A 19923-nucleotide genomic window follows, 5' to 3' on the forward strand; every position below is an offset into this window, starting at 1 on the left:
CCGTGACATCCCGTGCCCGCGCCCCCATCTCGCGTGCCATGAATCCCTTGCGCTCCCCCTTGCGCTTTCTGGTCGAATCCCGGGTCGACGCGCTGTTCACGCCCGCGCCCGACGATGCGCCGTTCGACATCACCCAGGGGGCCGACAACGGCCTCTACGGCCCCGGATCGGTCGCCTGGGCCGTGCACGGCGACTTCGCGACGATGATGATCGGCGGGATTGCTGCCCTGCTGCTCCAGATGCTCCACCCCAAGGCGATGGCCGGGGTGTGGGACCATTCGAACTTCCGTGATGACATGCTCGGCCGCCTGCGCCGCACCGCGCGCTTCGTCGGCGGCACCACTTTTGCGCCGAGCGATCAAGCCGAAGCGATGATCGCGCGCGTGCGCCGCATCCACGCCCATGTCAGCGGCACGCTGCCCGACGGCACCCCGTACCGCGCCGATGACCCGGCGACGCTGGCGTGGGTGCATGTCGCGGGCGAATGGAGCTTCCTTGCCGCCTATAAACGCTATGCCGATCCCGCGCTGCCGCGCCACCGCGAGGATGCCTTCTTCGCCGAGACGGCGGTGCTTGCCGACAGGCTGGGCAGCGGCCCCGTACCGACCAGCCGCGCCGCCGCCGATGCCTGGCTGGAGGCGATGCGCCCCCATCTGCGCGCCGACGACCGCACCCGCGCGGTGATGGCGGCGCTCCGCAACGCCGCCCCCGCAGGATCGGCGAGCGCGCCCGTGCAAGCGCTGCTGATGGCGGCGGCGATCGACCTGCTGCCGCCCTGGGCCGCCGCGCTCCACGGCGAGCGCCCCGGCCCGCTCAGCCGCGCGCTGACACGGGCGAGCGCGGGAACGCTGACCGCCGCCATCCGCGCAGGCCTCGCGCCAAGGGTCGCACGGCGGAATGCGGCGCTGGCGGCGCGGGCGGCGCGGCTGGCGGCGGAGAGATAGCACCCAAGCGCTTCTTGCCAGATGCTTGCGCGGCGTAAGGAAATCCCTTACCCTCCGCCCATGATCGTCTCGCGCATCACCAGCAAGGCCCAGACCACGATCCCGCGTGCCGTGCGCGCAGCGCTCGGGCTTCAGCAGGGCGACGAAGTGCGCTACGAAATCGATGGCAATCGGGTCGTGCTGACGCGCGCCGAAGCCCCCGATCCGTTCATGGCCAATTTTTCGACCTTCACCGAATGGGCCGATGAGGCCGACAGCGTGTACGACGTGCTCTGGGATGACTAGCCTGACGCCGGGCGATGTCGTCTGGGTGCCGTTTCCGCATGTCGAGGAAAACCGTATTCGTCCGCGCCCGGCACTTGTCGTCGCGACCGGGCTCGGCCCGGATGCCAGCCTTTGCTGGGCGATGATGATCACCAACGCCGAACGGGCGAGCTGGCCGGGCGATCTGGTGATTGCGGATCACGCCGCGCTGCGCCTGCCGATTCCGTCGAAAATCCGCATTGAGAAAATCGCCACGCTCGATGCATCGCGCGCGACGCTGCTCGGGCGCTTGCCCGATGCGGAGATGGCGGTCGTGGCCGAGCGCATGGCGCGCTACACCGGCGGACAGGTAGTTTAGATGACCAACCGGCTTTACTATGGCGACAATCTCGACGTGCTGCGCCAGCATATTGCGGATGAAAGCGTCGACCTGATCTATCTCGATCCGCCGTTCAATTCGAACGCCAGCTATAACATCCTGTTCAAATCCCCGGCGGGCGCGGGGGCGGATGCGAGTATCGAGGCGTTCGACGATACCTGGGCCTGGGGGCCGAGCGCGTCCGAAGCGCTGATGGACATCACCGCGAGCGGCAACCACAAGCTCCATGTGCTTTGCCAAGCGATGAAGACCGCGATCGGCGAAAATGCGATGATGGCCTATCTCGCGATGATGGCGGTGCGCTTGCAGGAACTGCACCGCGTGCTCAAGCCGACGGGCAGCCTCTACCTCCACTGCGACCCGACCGCGAGCCACTATCTGAAGCTGGTACTCGACGCGGTGTTTGGGCCTGAAAGATATGTGAATGAAATTATCTGGAAGCGAACGACGGCGCACAGCAATGTGTATCGCGCTTACGGTGACATAACTGACACCATTTTTTTCTACGCCAAGTCCGACAAGCACACTTGGAACCAAGTCTATCGGGCCGCGACTCCTGAAACCATCGCGGCTGCTTTCCCCAGCGTCGACCCAGACGGCAGGCGTTGGCGCTCCGAAAATCTTCGAAATCCTGGGGTCAGGCCGAACCTTCACTACCCATATACCGCTTCGAACGGCGTCACCTATCAGCCGCATCCAAACGGCTGGACAGTTAGTTTGGCGAAGATGCAAGCTTACGACGCGGAGGGTAAGTTGCATTTTCCAACCAACCCCGAAGGCCGGTTGAGGCGGAAATTCTACGCGGACGAGACGCCCGGAATAAAACTGCAAAATCTTTGGGATGATATTTCCGCAATCGGTGCTCAAGCCCAAGAACGCCTCGGCTACCCCACCCAGAAACCCCGTGCCCTCCTCGAACGCATCATCGCGGCGTCGTCCAATCCCGGCGATGTCGTGCTCGATCCCTTTTGCGGCTGCGGCACCGCGGTCGATGCCGCGCAGAAGCTCGGGCGGCGCTGGATCGGCATCGACATCACCCACCTTGCGATCGGCCTGATCGAAAAGCGGATGAACGAAGGCTATAATGCCGATGGCAAGCGCGAGGCTTTGTGGGAGACGATCGGCTCTCCGCGCGATCTCGCCTCGGCCCAGCGGCTCGCGCTGGACGATCCGCACCAGTTCCAGCACTGGATCACGCTCAAACTCGGCGGCTATCCGTGGATGGGCGGCAAGAAGGGCGGCGACAAGGGCGTCGATGGATACTTCTACTATGTCGGCGACGGCGGCCAGACCGAAACCGGCGTCATCAGCGTGAAGGCGGGCGGCAATGTGAACCCCGGCATGGTCCGCGATCTCGGCCGGGTGATGGCGCGCGACGGGCACAAGCTCGGCCTGTTCGTCTGCGCCGCGCTGCCCACCAAGGGAATGACCGATGAAGCCGCGAGCCACGGCCTGATCGAAACCGACTGGGGCCGCTTCCCCGCGCTCCAGACGTTCACGCTGGCGGAACTGTTTCAGGACCGCATGCCCAAACTACCGCCGCTGGTGAGCCCCAACCGCAAGGCGCCGAGGGTGGAGACACGGGCGAGTCATCAGACAGGCGCGCAAGACAAATTGTTGTGAGAAAGCAGCACTTTGACCAAAGATCGCTACCAAATCGACGATCGTTCGTGGCTCCGGATCGCATATGCCGCCAAGCTTTCGGGACTTAGCGTTGTCGCCATCAAAAAAAATGATGGGCGATGGGTCGCTTGACTGGTGCCAGCTTCGCGCGGGGTCGAAGACATTTCTGGTCGATGAAGCGACCATCATCCGACTCAGGCTGGAGGGTCGCCAAGCGTCGAAAGACGCGCTGAAGCGAGCCGTATCGACGCTCAAGACGGTGAACGAGCGCGGACGGTCGCAACTGTCTCAGCCGCCGCCTCTCAAGACCGGTGCGGTTTTTGTCCGAACTTGGGACCCAGCGCCCGAGGCAGCGCCAATTTCGGGACGCGCCATTCGGACTGGCGAAGACGATGGGGAGAATGTTTGACGTTTCCAACACCTATCGTTCATGCTATGTTCTGCATCAGTCGCTCTTTGCCATCGTCCGCGCCCCTTTTCCCTCCGCTTTCCGGCGTGTCCGGCGGGCGCGGTCGGCGCAGCGCCGACGCTTGTTCAAATCGGTCGTCACTGTCGCGATCGCGCGTGCCCCTCCCCTTGCGACGGCCATAGCTTTTGTGACTTTCCAGCCCCCTCTCAACCGTCATCCCCGCGCAGGCGGGGATCCATAGCGGCGGACGTCGCGACGCCACGCCGACCGGCAGCGCTTATGGATTCCCGCCTTCGCGGGAATGACGAGTCCGGTGGTGGAACAGCCCCCCCCTGCGGAGGTCGCAACCTTTGACACCTTCCGGCGCCCGCGCTTCCCTTTTGCGCGGTCATCGGCTATGCGCCGCGCTTCACGAAATTCCCCTAGACTCCTTCATCATCACCAGAGGTTTGTTTGGCCAAAGAAGAACTGCTCGAAATGCGCGGGCAAGTGGTGGAATTGCTCCCCAATGCCATGTTCCGCGTCAAGCTTGAGAACGACCACGAAATTCTCGGCCACACCGCCGGCAAGATGCGCAAGAACCGCATCCGCGTGCTGGTGGGCGACGATGTGCTCGTCGAACTCACGCCCTATGATCTGACCAAGGGCCGGATCACCTATCGCTTCAAGTGATCGGGTGGTGCGGTCGGCGCCCGTCTGGCACCCGCACCCTTATCGTCACCCCGGACTTGTTCCGGGGCCGACCCTCCCACACTCCCTTTTGCCTTGGTGAGCAGATCGTCAAGCCCCCCGGGCTTGACTGAAACGTCCGGGGGACGTTTCACCTGCTCATTGTCCAAGGGCTGTCCTTCTTTTGCGAGCCCTCAAAGAAGAAGGACGGGGCTTCGACTAGCTCAGCCCGAACAGCCTGCGGGATTTGACCTGAGATGAAACCCAGCCTCGTCCTCGCCTCCACCAGCCCGCGCCGCCGCGATCTGCTCGCGCGGCTGGGCGCCGTGCCCGACCGCGTTGCCGCCCCCGACATCGACGAAAGCCCGCTGCCCGGCGAACTGCCGCGCGCCTATGCCTTGCGCCTTGCCGAGCAAAAGGCGCGCGCGGTCGAGCGGGCCGAGGGCGAGATCGTCGTGGCGGGCGACACCACCGTCGCGGTCGGGCGGCGCATCCTGCCCCCGGCCGAGACCGAAGAGATCCAGCGCCGCTTGCTCGCGCTCATTTCCGGGCGGCGGCATCATTGCCTGGCGGCGGTGTGCGTGATCGGCCTCGACGGCGTGGCGCGCGTGCGGCTCGCCGACACGGTCGTCACCTTCAAGCGGCTGAGCGACACCGAGATCGACGCCTATGTCGCCTGCGGCGAAGGCCTCGGCAAGGCAGGCGGCTATGCGATCCAGGGCCGCGCGGAGGCGCTGGTGCGGATGCTGGCAGGCAGCCATTCGGGCGTGATCGGCCTGCCGCTGTACGAGACGCGCACGCTGCTGTTGAATGCGGGCTATCCGCTTGGCTGAGTGGCTGTACGAGGCCGGGATCGGCGAAGCGCGCGCCGCGCTGGTGGTGGACGGCGCGATTGCGGCGGCGCGGATCGAGCTGCCGGGCTTGCGGCTGGGCAGCGTGGTCGCGGGGCGGCTGGTGGCGCGCGACCGGGTGAGGCTGGCGGACGGCAGCGAGCTGCTGCTCGACGGCAAGGCGGGGGTGAGCGAAGGCGCCGCAATCCGCGTCGAGGTGACGCGCGAGCTGATCCCCGAAGCGGGCCGCGCCAAGCTGCCGCGAGCCCGCGTGAGCGATGCACCGCCCGGCGACGGGCCGGACTTGCGCACGCGGCTGGCGGCGAGCGGGCACCGGTTGCGCGAGCTGCGGCCCCACGAACCCGATGCGCTCGAAGCGGCGGGGTGGTCGGAAGTGCTGGAAGCTGCGATGACCGGCGAAATCGCCTTCCCCGGCGGCGCGCTGCGGATGAGCCCCACCCCCGCGATGACCTTGTTCGACGTCGATGGCAGCGGCGATCTCGGCGCGCTGGCGGTGGCGGCGGCGACGGCGGTGGGGCAGGCGATCGAGCGGTTCGACATCGGCGGGTCGATCGGCGTCGATTTCCCGAGCGTGCAGGGCCGCGAACTGCGTCAGGCGGTCGCCGCCGCGATCGACGCTGCGCTGCCGCCACCGTTCGAACGCACCGCGCTCAACGGCTTCGGCTTCTTGCAGATCGTGCGCCCGCGCCCGCGCGCGTCGCTGGTCGAGCTGCTGCGGGGCGACCCCGTCGGCGCCGCCGCTCGCGCTGCCTTGCGCAGCCTCGAACGCACGCCCCCCGGCACCCCGCTTGCCATGCGGTTGCCGGCGGCGGTCAAGGCGCGGATTGAATCGGCGCCCGGCTGGTTGGCCGAGCTCGCCCGCCGCACCGGCCGCCCGGCCCAACTGGAGTCCTGAGCCATGCCATCCTCCTGCCCGATCTGCGGCAAGCCCGTCAGCGCGGCTCACAAGCCCTTTTGCAGCCGCGGCTGCACTGATCGCGACCTGCTGCAATGGCTCGGCGAAGGCTATCGCTTGCCCGCCGGCCCCGCGACGGGTGACGAGGACGCATCGCAAGACACCGTCAAACCCGGGCTGGACAGCGACGCAGACGACGACTAAGAGGCCGCCTTCGCGTTTCCCGCGCGGCCAAGCCCAGGTAGCTCAGTTGGTAGAGCATGCGACTGAAAATCGCAGTGTCGGCGGTTCGATCCCGTCCCTGGGCACCATTTCCCACGAGCGACAAAGCGGCAGCGCGCGGCGGACTAAATCTGTCTGATCGGGGTGGTGCCCCAAGGCGGACGAAAGCGATGAATATGAATCGCCGCTTCTACTACCCTAGAGCCGCCATTTAACGCAAATGATCGCCTTCCTTCGTCCCCGGATTGCCCCCAGCGCTATGACCTAAAGGAACCGTTTTACTCATCCGTCGAGGAACGATCACCCTGCGGCAAACCATCACATCGAAAGGATTGACCGTCCATGCGGCATTTGCCATGATTTGAATATGGGGATCGCGGTCTCCCCACGAGGCGACAGGCTCAAGAATCGCGTCCTACTTTCAACAAGGACGCATCATGTCTGTTCTCAACACGATCTCACCGGATAAACTCGTTCGCTTGGTCGGTATTCCGACCGGGCCTGTTTTGATCGACGTTCGACCCGAGGAGGAATTCTCGGCCGAACCGCTGCTGATCCCTGGATCGTTGCGAAGGTCCGCCAGCGATGTCAGCGCCTGGGCACGAGCATTCCACGGCCAGTCGGTCGTTGTTGCTTGTCGGGACGGTGGATCGCTGAGCCAAGGCGTCGCCGCCCGGCTGCGCCACGACGGCGTGTCAGCGGAGGCGCTGGAGGGCGGTGTGGCCGGATGGGCGAACTCTGGTCTTCCAATGGTGCCGAACACCGTGCTGCCGCCCCGCGATGCCGAGGGACGGACCGTCTGGGTGACGCGCGGTCGCCCCAAGGTGGACCGGATCGCCTGCCCGTGGCTGATCCGCCGCTTCATCGATCCGAGCGCGATCTTCCTGTTCGTGGCGCCCTCCGAGGTTCAGGGCGTCGCCGAGCGCTTTGGCGCCGCTCCCTTCGACATCGAAGGCGAAGGCGTCACTTGGAGCCATCGGGGTGAGCTATGCACCTTCGACGTCATGGTCGAGGCATTCGGCCTCAGCGGTCATGAGTCACTCAAACGCCTCGCGCCGATCGTGCGCGGTGCCGATACCGGCCGCCCCGACCTCGTGCCCGAAGCGGACGGGTTGCTTGCCGCCTCGCTCGGCCTGTCGCGCATGTATGCCGACGATCAGGAACAGCTCGAGGCCGGGATGCTCCTCTACGACGCCTTCTATCGCTGGTGCCGCGACGCGACCGACGAAACCCATAATTGGGTCTCGCACCAGCCCGCGAAAGCCCGCGCCAAAGCGCAGGTGCGGCCATGAGCGGCGCGGTGACGGAACTGCCCGTAGGCAGCGAAGCAGGCACGCCGGATCACGGCATCACATTTGGTGAAGCCGTGCGCGTCTGGGCGCGGATCGCATCGCTGAGCTTCGGCGGCCCCGCTGGCCAGATCGCGGTAATGCACCGCATCCTCGTCGAGGAGAAGCACTGGATCGGTGAGGAGCGCTTTCTGCACGCGCTCAACTATTGCATGTTGCTGCCCGGCCCCGAAGCGCAGCAGCTTGCCGCCTATATCGGCTGGCTGCTTCACAAGACCAAGGGCGGTCTGGTCGCAGGCGGACTGTTCGTGCTGCCCGGCTTCCTCGCAATCCTGGGCCTCAGTTATCTCTATGTGCTGCTCGGCCATGTGCCGCTGATCACCGGGTTGTTCTTCGGCTTGAAGGCGGCGGTCCTCGCGGTGGTGATCCAGGCGGTGGTGCGGGTCGGATCGCGTGCTCTCAAGAACAACGTCATGCGCGGGATCGCGGCGGCCGCCTTTGTCGCGATCTTTTTCCTCAATGCGCCTTTTCCGCTGATCGTCCTAGCGGCGGGCATCGGCGGCTATGTCGGCGGACGGCTGGGCTTGTCGGCCTTCAAGGGCGGCGGCGGACATGGGAGCGCGGGCGGGAATGTCGTCCATGACCGCGATACCGCGCTCGGCGAAAGCCTGCCGGATCATGCCAAGCCCAACCTTGGCTGGTCGCTCAAGATTTCCGGGACATTCCTGTTCCTTTGGCTCGCGCCGGTCATCGCGCTGCTGGTGCTTCTCGGCCCCGATGACGTGTTCACGCGCATCGCAACCTTCTTCAGCCAGATGGCGATGGTTACATTCGGCGGCGCTTATGCCGTGCTGGCTTATGTCGCGCAGGAAGCGGTAGGCACCTATCATTGGCTCAGGCCCGGCGAGATGCTCGACGGCCTTGGCCTGGCCGAGACGACGCCGGGGCCGCTGATCATGGTCACGCAGTTCGTCGGCTTCCTCGCGGCGTTTCGCGATGCGGGCGCATTGCCGCAATTGGTCGCGGCCACGCTGGGCGCGATCCTGACGACATGGGTGACGTTCATGCCCTGCTTCCTGTGGATCTTCGCGGGTGCGCCGTTCGTCGAGCAGTTGCGCGGCAACCGGACGCTCTCGGCCGCACTCAGCGCGATCACGGCGGCCGTCGTGGGCGTGATCCTCAACCTTGCCGTCTGGTTTGCGATCCACACCTTGTTCCAGGACGTGCGGGTGGTCCGGGTCGCGCGGTTCGCCTTCGACTTCCCGGTTCTGACCTCGCTTTACCTCCCGGCGGCGCTGCTGGCCGCCGGCGCCGCGATAGCCGTGTTCCGGTTCAAGGTCGGGATGATCCCGGTCCTCGCGGCAAGTTCCGCGATCGGTGCGGCCCTCTATCTGTCAGGCGTGGTCCAATGATCCCGCTGCTGCTCAAGGAGATCATGATGAAGCGTATCACCACGTTCGGCCTGTTGGGGCTTCTCGCTCTGAGTTCGCCCGCATTGGCGGCTGAACCCTGGGAACAGGCGGTCGCCACCGCCATCGGCAAACCGGGCGCCGAGATGCCGGGCGGTGTCTATCGCATCGGCCTGCCGCGCAGCGACCTGCATGTGGTGCTCGACGGCGTGACCTTGAAACCGGCGCTGGCGCTCGGCTCCTGGCTGGCGTTCGTACCGCATGGCGGGGGTCAGGCGATGGTCATGGGCGATCTGGTGCTCACCGATACCGAAGTGAATCCGGTGATGGCCAAGCTTGTCGCCGGCGGAATCGAGATCACCGCGCTCCACAACCATCTGCTGCGGAACACACCCCACACCATGTATATGCACATCGCCGGGCATGGCGATCCGGCGCAACTCGCCAAGGTGCTGCACGATGCGCTGGCGCTGAGCGGCACGCCCTTGTCCGCGCCTCCGGCGGCAAGCCCCGCCGCGCCGGAGACGATCGACCTCGACACCGCCGCGCTCGACCGCATCATGGGCCACAAGGGCAAGATCGGCGGCGGCGTCTATGCATTCGGCATTCCCCGTGCCGAGGCACCGCGCGATGGTGGGATGGCGTTACCGCCCGCGATGGGCGCGGCCATCGCCATCAACTTCCAGCCAACCGGCGGCGGCAAGGCGGCGATCACCGGCGACTTCGTGCTGACAGCGTCGGAGGTCAATCCGGTGCTGCGCGAGTTGCGGCAGAACGGGATCGAGGTGACGGCGCTCCACAACCACATGCTCGACGACGAGCCGCGCCTGTTCTTCATGCACTTCTGGGCCAATGACGACGCGCAGAAGCTCGCGCGCGGGTTGACCGCCGCGCTCAGCCATGTCGCGGTCGCGGCGAACTAGGGCGCAGCGATGAAACCCTGGAGGGGATGTGCAGCGGCACTGCTGCTGGCGCTGCCGGGGTGCAGCCAGGCACAACCGACCGATCCGCACTCCCCTCTCGTGCTGGAGCGAACGATCTCGCTCCCCGACACCAGGGGGCGCATCGACCATCTGGCGGTCGATCTGGCGGACCATCGGCTGTTCGTTGCCGAGATCGCCAACGGCACGGTCGATGAGGTCGATCTTGAGGCCGGCAAGGTCATCGGCCGCATCGCCGGCCTTGGCGAACCGCAGGGCGTCGCCTGGCTTCCGGCGACCCACGAATTGGTGGTCGCCTGCGGTGACGGCTCGGTCCGCTTCTATGACACAGAGCTTCACGAGCGGGCGCGGATCGCGCTTGAGGACGATGCCGACAATGTGCGGGTCGATCCGCGCAACGGCCATGTCATCGTCGGCTATGGCAAGGGCGGCCTCGCCACGATCGATCCCGTCCGTCACACGGTTCTCGCCCGATTGGCGCTGCCCGGCCATCCGGAGGGGTTTCGGCTGTCCGGATCGCGCGCCTATATCAATATCCCCGATGACGGCTCGGTGATCGCGGCCGACATCGACCAGGGAAAACAACTGGCACGCTGGCCGACCGGACTGCACCGGCTTAACTTCCCGATGGCGGTCGAGCCGTCAGGCAACCGGATCGTGATCGCCTATCGGCTCCCGGCGGCGCTGGCGACGATCGATACAGCGAGCGGCCAAACGCTCTCCCTCGGATCAGCTTGCGGTGATGCCGACGATCTATTCCTGGTGCGCGATCATATCCTGCTGGTCTGCGGCGCCGGCCATGTCGATGTGATCGGCGCCGATGGACAGAGCGCGTGGGCGCAAACTGCTGGCGGCGCACGCACCGGGCTCTATGTGCCGGAGCTGGACCGATTGTTCGTGGCGGTTCCGGCCCATGGTCATCCCGCCGCGATCTGGGCGCTCAAACTGAATCTCGCGCAGCCCCAGCGCTGAAGCACGGCGGCGTCAGAGATATTTGGCCAGTTCACCCAGCTTAGCCAGTTCGTCGCGCGTCGCCTTGGGCAACGGCCCGACCAGTTCCTCCAGATGATGTTCGATATGATCGCTGACCAGCAGTGTCTTGGTCTTGTCGAGCGCAGCGACCACCGCCTGCATCTGCTGCGCGATCTGGAGGCCGTCCCGGCCTTCGGCAACCATTTCGACGATCTTGGCGAGATGGCCCTGCGCGCGCTTCAGGCGGTTGAGAAGATCGGGATTGGCGGCATGGCTCATGCAAATGTCCTGCTCAATGCGGTAGCGCGATCCATCCGTGAACGGCGACATAGAGGCCGACGATCAGGATGACCCCACCCGAAACATAGGGCGCCTTGCGGACGATCTCGCCAAAACCGCTCCAGCGCTTCGTCACCTGCTTGACGCTGATCGCGGCGATGACGCCCGACGCGACCATGGTGATGGCAAGCCCGATGCTAAAGCACAACACCAGCACGGCGCCCAGCGCGAGCCGCTGGAGCTGGAGGCAGAGCAGCAGCACGGTGATCGCGCCCGGGCATGGGATCAGACCGCCGGTCAGGCCGAACAGGATGATCTGGCCGGTGGTGACATTGCTGTTCGCGAAGCGGCGCCGGATGTCCTCTGCATGGGCCATTTCGTGCGCATCGACAAAGCCGCCGGTCGCAACCTCCAGGCCGCGTTCCTCGGCTTCCTCGAATTCTTCATGTTCATGGTGGTCGTGATCGCCGTGATGATTATGCCCGTGGCCGTGGGAGTGGCCGTGATGGTGCCCATGATCGTGGTGATAGTGTTCGGCTGCAATCTGCTCGCGGCGGGTGCGCCATAGCATCCAGGCGGCGATCACGACGATCAGCACGCCGGATGCGAGCTGGAAATAGGGTTCGGTCGCTTCCGCGTTGAGGCCGCCGAACAGCCACATGCCGCCGAGCGCCACGACCCAGACCACGACCGTATGGGAGAGCGTCGCCGCCAAACCCAGCAGCACGGCCTGGCGCACTGTTCCCCTGACCGCGATGATGAAGGCCGCCATCATCGTCTTCGAATGGCCCGGTTCGAGCCCGTGCAGCGCGCCGAGCAAGATGGCGGTAGGCACAAACAGCCACGCATGGGCGGCGCTTTGTTGAAGCAGGTCTGCAAGAGAGGTCATGGCGTGGCGTTTAGCATGAGCTTTCGCATCATCCCATCCCCCTGGATAGGATATTTATCGATAAACGAACCTTATTGTGTTCTGGAGATTACTCCTCATCGCCTGATGAGCATCGGCGCCCGCTGGCTCAATCTACAAGTAGCGCGAGATTGCCTTGAAACCCTCGATCGCCCTGTTCGAGGGCGATCGGCGGTTCGCGGTGGTGGTCCGCTTGCCGGATGCCCAGCGCGACGATCTTGAAACGCTTGGCGTCATCCCGGTCATGCTGCCGGCGGCCGAAGGCCAGGCTGGTGCTGCCGGCGATTACGGCTTGGACAGCCCGCCTGAAGATCGGTCCCATGCCAAAGGCCAAGTTGGCGACCTCGTAGGCAAACGCAATGCCGGTGCCCGGATGGGCATCGGCATTGTGATCCAGCAAATATCAAGCCGGTCAGACTGCACCGTCCCTTCGGAATGCTGGTCGCGGATACGTAGCCAGAATCTCCGCAATCGATTTGAACTCCATGACCGTCATCGATCGCCGTTGTCACTACGCTGGCGTAGCAAAGGCGGTTTATAGGTCATTTTCGGCGGAAACCAACGGTATGTGGTGACCCGCGATGATGAACACTACATTTACGCTGTAACACCGCCCTAATGCTTGCACATTCGAATCAATTCGGATGGGCCGCCGCCGCAGTCGAGTCTATGACGGAAGAACTTCGACAGTCATGGAATAAGACGATCGTGGCCGCGGTGGCGCAATCGGGCGCGGTGCTCCTTCGCCTCCGGGCAGATTACCAGCAGCCAGTGGCTGTTCAGCCTTGGCACTGGCTTGGGGCGCAGAACCACCGGGGCCGGCCGCGCTCCGTCCACCGCCGCTGGCGACGTTTACCCACCACATACCGGCGTCCGGCCAAGTGATCGTGACCTTGCCCTCGGCATCGGTCGTGAGATCAAGCTGCTGAATGCCATCGCGATAGCGAACGCCACCGTTTACCGCGCTCACGGAAAGGTCGGCCGCCGGCTTGCCATCAAGCAGGAACTGGAAAGTGGCAGCCTCGCCGCTCGCCAGTTCGGTAGGGTGCGTAACCGGAACCATCTCAAGTCCCTTGCCGGTCGGCTTGAAAACCGCGGTGGTCGGCTCTCCAGCGGTCGCAAAGGTCTCGATGCGGCTCGTATTGACCGCGCTCCATACATCGGTCGCCCCGGCGGGCACAGCTTGAGCGAGCGTTGCAGGCGTGGTCCCGCGCGGAAGCATCTTCCGTTCTCCGTTCAGCAGGTAGCTGCCGCTCACCGATTCAGAAACGATTGCGATCTTGTAGGTGCCGGGCTGCACGACATGGACATCGAAAGTCTGACGCAGGCGGCCCTTCGCGCTGTTCTCGACCGCTACCTTGCTGCCATCCGGCGCGAGCGCGAACGGTTCCCAATTCTGCACGGCGTGATCGAAATAATAGAGGTCCGTCGATAGGGCCGCATCGACCGTCAGCCATTCGTCGCCGCTACCGACGAACATGGTCTCGGAAGGAAGCATCCACGACCGGGGCGCTGCCTCGACAGCGATCGGCGCAAGCGCGGCTCCCATGGCGAGGGCCGACAGGATCGACGTGCGGATCATCTTCACAGGCATAGCTCCCCCTTAACGCCGGGCGTTCAGTGAGACGCGGCCAAGCTCGAACTTGCCGCTCGTCGATGCAGTTGCCTGGGTTCCCGACCAGGTGAAGGGCAGACGCACCGCTTCGCGTCCACCGGCCTCGCGTGCTGCTTCGACGACGAGGACATAGTTCCCCGGTGTCAGCGCGGGCATACCTCCCCGACCGGCGGTGAAGCTGAGCGTATGCGATCCGGCCGGACGGGTTGCGCCGCTCACGCCGTCGGCAGGAACACTGAGCATTCGTCCGGCAGCACGCCACCAAAGACGCACGTCGCGCAGCCATTTGGCGCCCGCATTGTTGCGCTTGTCGACATCATAGAGAATGCTGAGGGTCCGGGGAGCGCTGCCCGCCTTCTCCAGCCAGACCGCCACATAGGGGCGATGATATTCGGCAACCGACAATCGCGGCAGCGTGAACGAAAGGTCAATCGTCTGCGCGCCAGCTGGCGTTACCCCAAAGCCGCTTGAGCCGAGAGCCGCCGCAGTCAATCCCGTCAAGCGAAAACGCATGCATATATCCCTGATTTCGATTGCTTCTAAGAAGCCCAAGGTCCAATTCAACATCACCCACGTAGCGCAAACAATTCGCATTCGCAACAAAAGGGACTTGCGTTCATCAATATTGCATCGTCAAATGGGAAGAGCGCATGTTCGTGCACCTTAACTCCGATTGTAAGAACGGCTATTCCATTCAAGACGGCGACCCACAGATGCAGCATGGGCGGGCAGTCCTTCAGCCTCGGCAAGGGTCACGGCTGCACGACCGAGTTCTCGTAAAGCCCGTTCGTCCAGCTCGATAACGCTGGTGCGCTTCATGAAATCAAGCACCGATAGTCCTGAGGCGAACCGCGCCCGGCGCCCTGTTGGCAGGACGTGATTGGGGCCAGCGATATAGTCGCCGATAGCTTCCGGCGTATGCTGGCCGAGAAAGACCGAGCCAGCATGTGCGACACGGTCAAAAAGATGGCGAGGTCGAGGGGTGGCGATCTGGAGATGTTCGGGCGCAAGCGCATCGATGAGTGGTATGGCATCGTCGAGAGCAGGGACGACAATGATCGCGCCATGCGCTTCCCACGAGGAACGCGCCACCGCCGAAGTGGCGAGGGTGCCGAGTTGCACTTCGACCGCCGCAGCGACGTGGTCGGCGAAGGCCCGATCGTTGGTGATGAGGATCGACTGGCTCGTCGGATCATGTTCGGCCTGACTGAGAAGGTCGGCGGCGATGCAATCCGCATCGTTCGCTCCATCCGCCAGGACGACAATCTCGGATGGACCCGCGACCATGTCGATTCCCACGACACCGTAAACCTGCCGCTTGGCTTCGGCGACCCAGGCATTGCCCGGACCGGTGATGACATCGACGCGTGGGATCGACCCAGTGCCGTAAGCCAGCGCGGCGACCGCTTGTGCACCGCCAATCGGACGCACCTCGTCAATGCCGGCGAGGTAGGCCGCCGCCAGCACCAGCGGGTTGGCGATGCCATCGGGCATCGGGGTCGCCATCACCACGCGACTTACGCCCGCAACGGCGGCAGGAATCGCGTTCATCAGCACCGATGAGGGATAAGTGGCTCGGCCCCCCGGCACATAGATACCGGCGCTTTCCACTGCCCGCCATCGCGCGCCGAGCCGGACGCCAGCACCGTCCACATAGTCGCTGTCCGTGGGCAACTGCCTTTCATGGTAGGTGGCAATCCGCCGCGCGGCAAGTTCCAGGGCCATACGCAAGTCAGGGTCGAGGTCGCGGAACACCCTCTCGCAAACGTCGCGGCCGATCGTCCATCCGGTCTGGTCGAGGTCGTGCCGATCCCACTTCCAAGTATAGGCGCGCAACGCATCGTCGCCGTCCCGGCGAACAGCCGCGATCACCTCGCGCACGACCACCGAGACATCCTCGTCGGCTTCGCGCCGCGCTTCCACCAGTGCGTCAAAATCCAATTTGAAATCAGGGGCGTCCGCAAAAAATCTTCGAACCATGCTTCACACTTCCACTTGTTGGGCGCTGAATTTGGTGAGGCGACACGCAGCAGCTTTCGCAGATTACCGCACAGCCTCGACCGCGATCAGCAGCACGGCATAGCGCCCGCCTTTGGCCAGCAACACCAGCGGCAGGAAGACCCGTAAAGGCGTGCGTAGCAATCCGGCCGCAAAGGTTAGCGGATCTCCTACAATCGGCGCCCAGGAAAGCAGGAGAGACCATTTGCCCCACCGGGCATACCAGCAAACGGCCTTCTCGACCGTGGCGGCCTTGAACGGAAACCAGCGCCGGTCGCGCAGCCGTTCGAAACCGCGTCCGAGCAGCCAATTGAAAAGCGAACCGAGCGTGTTTCCTGCCGTCGCACTTAACAGCAGCAGGAGCAGATCGTATCGCCCACTGATCGCCATCGCCGAGAGCAGGATTTCGGACTGTGCAGGCAGCAGGGTCGCGGCGACGAACGCTGTCACGAACAACCCGGCATAGGGCGCCGCTATAGCGATCATCGCGATCGACAGAAGGCATAGCGGTTCGCATCCTTCACTGCACAGTCGTGCCGAACAGGTGGCCGATGCCCGCCGTGGCTGCCAGCGCGATCGCGCCCCAGAAGGTCACCCGCACCGCGCCACGCCACATCGACGCGCCGCCTGCCCTTGCGCCGATCGCGCCGAGAATGGCGAGGAGGACGAGCGTCGCGATCGTGATTGCGATGACCAGCGAGGCGCGCGGGACCACGCCGACCATTAACACCGGTATGATCGCACCTGCGCAGAAGGTTGCCGCCGACGCCAGTGCCGCCTGGATCGGCCGTGCCGCCAATTCGGACGTGATGCCAAGCTCGTCACGCATGTGCGCGCCGACCGGATCGCTGCGCATCAACTGCTCGGCGACCTGGACGGCGAGGTCGGGTGCAAGCCCGCGCGCTTCATAGACAGCGGCCAGTTCGCGGCGTTCCTCCTCGGGGTCTGATGCATGTTCGCGCGTTTCGCGCAGCCGGTCGGAGCCTTCGACATCGGCCTGACTGCTCACCGAGACATACTCACCCGCCGCCATCGAGATTGCGCCGGCGATAAGCGCTGCGACGCCGGTCAGCATTACCGTCGACGAACTCGTCTGGGCCGAAGCGATGCCGACCACCAGGCTGGAGGTTGAAATGATGCCGTCATTAGCGCCGAGCACTGCCGCTCGCAGCCAGCCGACCCGCTGCACCAGATGCCGTTCGCTCGGATGTCGCATGCCTCAGTCTCCCTGCCTCGTTCGCGATGGGCATCCAGTGAGACGCCCATGGCGCGGACTGTTTCCGCACTTATGCCCGAAGGACTCAGCACTCGGTGGCCAACGCCGAGACCCCTCCATCATGCTTCCGCAATCCTGACGCGCAGAAGCTTGACCGAATTAAGGAACACGAGAACGTCTGGTCCCAGATGGATGAACGCCGCCTGGATTGGTCCAATCCAGCCCATGAGCGCGGCGGTGATGCCAAGCACATGGACCACTCCGACACCGACCCAGAGATTTTCCTGGACGGTCCGATAGGCGCGACGCGCGATAGTGCGCGCGCCAACAATCTTGCCGAGGTCGTCGGTCATCAGTGCGATGTCAGCGGCTTCCAACGCCGCCTGCGTGCCGCCGCCGCCCATGGCGATGCCAATGTCGGCACGCGCGAGTGCCGGCGCGTCGTTGACGCCGTCACCCACCATCGCAACCTTATAGCCGCGCTTCTGCAAGTCGGCGATCATGGCGACTTTGTCTTCGGGCATCAGGTCGGCCTTGACCTCATCGACACCCAAGTCTCTCGCAATCGCGTTAGCAGTCGTCTGATTGTCGCCGGTCAGCATGACGATATGTCTGACGCCATTTTCCTTCAAAGCGGCGATGGCTTCTCGCGCCCCTGGGCGCAGCGTATCGGCGATGAAGATGATCCCGCAAAACCGGCCGTCAACCGCGACGTGGACGGGCGTGCGATCCCGATCTTCGACAGCATAGGCGATGGACACGCCGTTCTCGCGAAGTAAAGCCGGATTACCTACGAGAACGGTTCTGCCTTCCACGGTCGCCCTAACGCCTCGACCCTGAACCTGCTCGTAGTTTTCCGGTTCCGGCACTGTGATTCCGTCCTCGGCGGCCGCCTCGACCACCGCCTTGGCCAAAGGGTGGGCTGAGCGGCGATCGGCGGCGGCCGCGATCCGCAGCAGTGTCGTTTCCGAAAAATCTGGATTGGTCACCTTGACGTCGACCACTAACGGCTTGTTGGCGGTCAGCGTGCCGGTCTTGTCAAAGGCGATCGCGTCTGCCTTGGCGAGTTGCTCAAGATAGAGCCCGCCCTTGATGAGAATGCCGCTGCGAGCAGCCCTGGCAATCGCGGCGATCATGACGATCGGCGTCGCCAGGCCAAGCTCTGCCGGCGAGGTGAAGATCAACAAGGTCACGATCTTGGAGACGTCGCGCGTCACCAGAAAAACGACGATCAGGAAGACGAACACGACCGGGATCAGCCATCCCGCGACCTTGTCGGCCAGCTTCTGCACGGGGGCAGCCTCGGCTTCGGCATTTTCGACCAGCGCGATGATGCGGGAGAAGATCGTATCGCCGCCGACCTTTTCGGTTCGGATGTCGAGCGCGCCGGCTTCAACGATGGTGCCGGCGAACACCTCTGCACCCTCCGTCTTGTCCTGGGGGACGCTTTCACCGGTGATCGGTGCCTGGTTGACCGAGGCTCGCCCGCCGACGACCACGCCATCGACCGGGATTTTCTCGCCGGTTCGCGCGAGGACGATGTTGCCCGCCTTGAGCGCCGCGATCGGCACCGTGCGCTCCGACCCGTTATCCCGCACGATCGCGGTTTGGGGCACGGACCCGATCAGCGCCTTGATCGAGGCGCGAGCGCGATCGGTATTGAGGTCGGCAATGAACTCCGCAATGAGAATGATGACCATTAGGACGGCGCCGGCCACAGTTTCGCCGCCGAATATCGCGACAATGGTCGCGATCGTCACGAAGATCTCGGTGCCGATCTTACGTTCAGTTATGAGGTCGGCGAGCCCTGTCCTGACCAGCGGATAGAGGCCGATGACGACCGCAGCCCAAAGCACCTGGATCGGCACAAGCTGTTGCCAATACAGCAGCGCCACCGTGCCGGTAAGCAGTATCCGGCCAATTTCGATCCAGCGTTCCCGTGTCATCAGGTCGCGCCAGGTCGCACCGTCTTCCCGGGGTTCAACTGCCTCACTCATCGTAACGCTGCCTCCTGTCGCTTCATTTTTCCGTTCGCCCGATAGAGGCTCCCGTTTCCCGCACCCTGAGGGGACATTTCGCCGCGAGCGCGGGGGCGAGCGCCCGCGGCGTGGTTCAGACCTCAAGGGGCAGGCCCGAACCAATCTCGATTTTAAGCACCGGAGCGAAAGCCCTTCCTGGCGCGACGCCTGGGTGCAGTTGACGGCCTGCGGAGCGCAAGATGCCGCGCGAGCAAGCGGTCCTCGGCCCTGAGCAACGAACCGAAAAGTCGCTTCGCACCTTTGAGCGGCAGCAAGGATAAAAGCCCCGTGCAGCGGAAACTGTGGACCACGCGCGCGCCTGGGGGGATTGCAGAGAGCAGGTAGCTTTCCTCCAGTGCGAAAAGCTTTCCCAGACCGAAGCGCAGGGCAAAGCACCGCTGCTCATCTACCGTTACAATGCGGGCATCGACGGTTCGGAAAGGCGCATTGCCTGTCTTCATGCGGAACGAATAATCGACCTTTGTATCCGACGTCAGCGAACCGGTTATTCTGACGAAAGGATGCCAGCGAGGGTAATCGTCAAACCTCGTGATGGCGGTCCAAACCCGCGGAAGCGACGTGTGGATGACGGTTTCATTCTCGACGGTGAACATGGCTCAGCTCCCGACGTCTCGACGGCCTTTTCAGGCTTGATCGTCGCGCGCGCCGAGCAATGTCTCGACCGGCGCGATCGTGATGAGCCCGATGCTACGTATGGTGTTGATCTCCGTCACGAACGTCCGAAGGCGCTCGTCTTCGTCGACGATTTCAACGACCAGGGGATCATTGCGATCGAGGAAGCCAGAGGCATGAATCAGTTTGGAATGCCCGAAGCCGACACGCCCGTTCAGGACCGTCACTCCAAGCAGTTTATGCGCTTTCGCCTTCTCCAGAATCACCTCGAACACGGGACGGTCGCCGCTCATCGCCAGTTCATCGGTGAAGATACGGAGCAAGGAATAGGATTTGGCTGTCATAACGCTGTCCTCTCTTCGTTTCGTGTCGAGGGGCCGACGACGTTTG

23 protein-coding genes and 1 tRNA gene are annotated in these 19923 nt (G+C 64.2%); 13 read left to right on the forward strand and 11 right to left on the reverse strand.

Annotation, left to right across the window (positions count from 1 at the left end):
- Nucleotides 1-2: 2 nt before the first annotated feature.
- The 13 genes from AX672_RS17305 (at nt 3) to AX672_RS17365 (ending at nt 10867) form a co-directional block, all read left to right on the forward strand.
- Nucleotides 3-944, forward strand: coding sequence for an oxygenase MpaB family protein (locus AX672_RS17305; protein ID WP_231731425.1), 942 nt, complete (start codon nt 3-5; stop codon nt 942-944).
- A 60-nt stretch (nt 945-1004) separates the two neighbouring features.
- The gene (locus tag AX672_RS17310; protein WP_066653717.1) at nt 1005-1229 is read left to right on the forward strand and encodes an AbrB/MazE/SpoVT family DNA-binding domain-containing protein; all 225 of its coding nucleotides are present in this window, start codon (nt 1005-1007) and stop codon (nt 1227-1229) included.
- Complete coding sequence (locus AX672_RS17315) at nt 1222-1566, forward strand: type II toxin-antitoxin system PemK/MazF family toxin (RefSeq protein ID WP_066653718.1); 345 nt, start codon at nt 1222-1224, stop codon at nt 1564-1566. The genes AX672_RS17310 and AX672_RS17315 overlap by 8 nt, the downstream gene beginning before the upstream one ends.
- Nucleotides 1567-3210, forward strand: a complete 1644-nt coding sequence (locus AX672_RS17320; protein WP_066653719.1) for a site-specific DNA-methyltransferase — start codon at nt 1567-1569, stop codon at nt 3208-3210.
- An 862-nt stretch (nt 3211-4072) separates the two neighbouring features.
- Complete coding sequence (gene infA, locus AX672_RS17325) at nt 4073-4291, forward strand: translation initiation factor IF-1 (RefSeq protein WP_066653720.1); 219 nt, start codon at nt 4073-4075, stop codon at nt 4289-4291.
- Between the two features lie 254 nt (nt 4292-4545).
- Nucleotides 4546-5121, forward strand: a complete 576-nt coding sequence (locus AX672_RS17330) for a Maf family protein (RefSeq protein WP_066653721.1) — start codon at nt 4546-4548, stop codon at nt 5119-5121.
- Entirely contained in the window at nt 5114-6034 is a 921-nt protein-coding gene (locus tag AX672_RS17335) for a ribonuclease (RefSeq protein WP_066653723.1), read from the forward strand. Before AX672_RS17330 ends, AX672_RS17335 begins: the two co-directional genes overlap by 8 nt.
- A 3-nt stretch (nt 6035-6037) precedes the next feature.
- Entirely contained in the window at nt 6038-6238 is a 201-nt protein-coding gene (locus AX672_RS17340) for a DNA gyrase inhibitor YacG (RefSeq protein ID WP_066653725.1), read from the forward strand.
- Between the two features lie 31 nt (nt 6239-6269).
- Nucleotides 6270-6345 (forward strand) — tRNA-Phe (locus tag AX672_RS17345).
- A 348-nt stretch (nt 6346-6693) separates the two neighbouring features.
- Complete coding sequence (locus AX672_RS17350; protein WP_060978302.1) at nt 6694-7548, forward strand: chromate resistance protein ChrB domain-containing protein; 855 nt, start codon at nt 6694-6696, stop codon at nt 7546-7548.
- On the forward strand, nt 7545-8957 hold the full coding sequence (chrA, locus tag AX672_RS17355; RefSeq protein ID WP_060978301.1) for a chromate efflux transporter: 1413 nt from the start codon (nt 7545-7547) through the stop codon (nt 8955-8957). Before AX672_RS17350 ends, chrA begins: the two co-directional genes overlap by 4 nt.
- Nucleotides 8954-9877, forward strand: a complete 924-nt coding sequence (locus AX672_RS17360) for a DUF1259 domain-containing protein (protein WP_208597921.1) — start codon at nt 8954-8956, stop codon at nt 9875-9877. The genes chrA and AX672_RS17360 overlap by 4 nt, the downstream gene beginning before the upstream one ends.
- Nucleotides 9878-9886: 9 nt before the next feature.
- A complete protein-coding gene (locus tag AX672_RS17365; protein WP_060978300.1) occupies nt 9887-10867 on the forward strand; it encodes a YncE family protein in 981 nt (326 codons plus the stop codon).
- 12 nt (nt 10868-10879) lie between these two features.
- Here the strand turns inward: AX672_RS17365 and AX672_RS17370 are convergent, their stop codons facing one another.
- The 11 genes from AX672_RS17370 to AX672_RS17420 all read right to left on the reverse strand — a co-directional run bounded on the left by AX672_RS17370 (nt 10880) and on the right by AX672_RS17420 (nt 19877).
- Nucleotides 10880-11146 carry a metal-sensing transcriptional repressor gene (locus AX672_RS17370; protein WP_060978299.1) on the reverse strand — a complete coding sequence of 89 codons (267 nt, stop codon included), beginning with the start codon at nt 11144-11146 and terminating at the stop codon, nt 10880-10882.
- 13 nt (nt 11147-11159) lie between these two features.
- Nucleotides 11160-12035, reverse strand: coding sequence for a nickel/cobalt efflux transporter (locus tag AX672_RS17375; protein ID WP_060978298.1), 876 nt, complete (start codon nt 12033-12035; stop codon nt 11160-11162).
- A gap of 127 nt (nt 12036-12162) precedes the next feature.
- Nucleotides 12163-12453, reverse strand: coding sequence for a hypothetical protein (locus tag AX672_RS18750; protein WP_060978297.1), 291 nt, complete (start codon nt 12451-12453; stop codon nt 12163-12165).
- Between the two features lie 267 nt (nt 12454-12720).
- Complete coding sequence (locus AX672_RS17385; RefSeq protein WP_223811304.1) at nt 12721-13647, reverse strand: DUF4198 domain-containing protein; 927 nt, start codon at nt 13645-13647, stop codon at nt 12721-12723.
- 9 nt (nt 13648-13656) lie between these two features.
- Nucleotides 13657-14181: a DUF2271 domain-containing protein gene (locus AX672_RS17390; protein ID WP_060978296.1), complete on the reverse strand. Its 525-nt coding sequence runs from the start codon at nt 14179-14181 to the stop codon at nt 13657-13659.
- A 150-nt stretch (nt 14182-14331) separates the two neighbouring features.
- Entirely contained in the window at nt 14332-15648 is a 1317-nt protein-coding gene (gene hisD / locus AX672_RS17395) for a histidinol dehydrogenase (RefSeq protein WP_060978295.1), read from the reverse strand.
- A 63-nt stretch (nt 15649-15711) separates the two neighbouring features.
- Nucleotides 15712-16152: a YqaA family protein gene (locus tag AX672_RS17400; protein WP_060978294.1), complete on the reverse strand. Its 441-nt coding sequence runs from the start codon at nt 16150-16152 to the stop codon at nt 15712-15714.
- Nucleotides 16153-16186: 34 nt separating this feature from the next.
- The gene (locus AX672_RS17405) at nt 16187-16882 is read right to left on the reverse strand and encodes a VIT1/CCC1 transporter family protein (RefSeq protein ID WP_060978293.1); all 696 of its coding nucleotides are present in this window, start codon (nt 16880-16882) and stop codon (nt 16187-16189) included.
- A gap of 119 nt (nt 16883-17001) precedes the next feature.
- On the reverse strand, nt 17002-18879 hold the full coding sequence (locus AX672_RS17410) for a heavy metal translocating P-type ATPase (protein WP_060978292.1): 1878 nt from the start codon (nt 18877-18879) through the stop codon (nt 17002-17004).
- Nucleotides 18880-19031: 152 nt separating this feature from the next.
- On the reverse strand, nt 19032-19514 hold the full coding sequence (locus AX672_RS17415; RefSeq protein ID WP_062344279.1) for an SRPBCC family protein: 483 nt from the start codon (nt 19512-19514) through the stop codon (nt 19032-19034).
- 30 nt (nt 19515-19544) lie between these two features.
- A complete protein-coding gene (locus AX672_RS17420; protein ID WP_060977360.1) occupies nt 19545-19877 on the reverse strand; it encodes a DUF190 domain-containing protein in 333 nt (110 codons plus the stop codon).
- Between the last annotated feature and the right edge of the window lie 46 nt (nt 19878-19923).

The organism is Sphingomonas sp. CCH10-B3 (assembly GCF_001556185.1).
Taxonomy (GTDB): domain Bacteria; phylum Pseudomonadota; class Alphaproteobacteria; order Sphingomonadales; family Sphingomonadaceae; genus Sphingomonas; species Sphingomonas aquatica.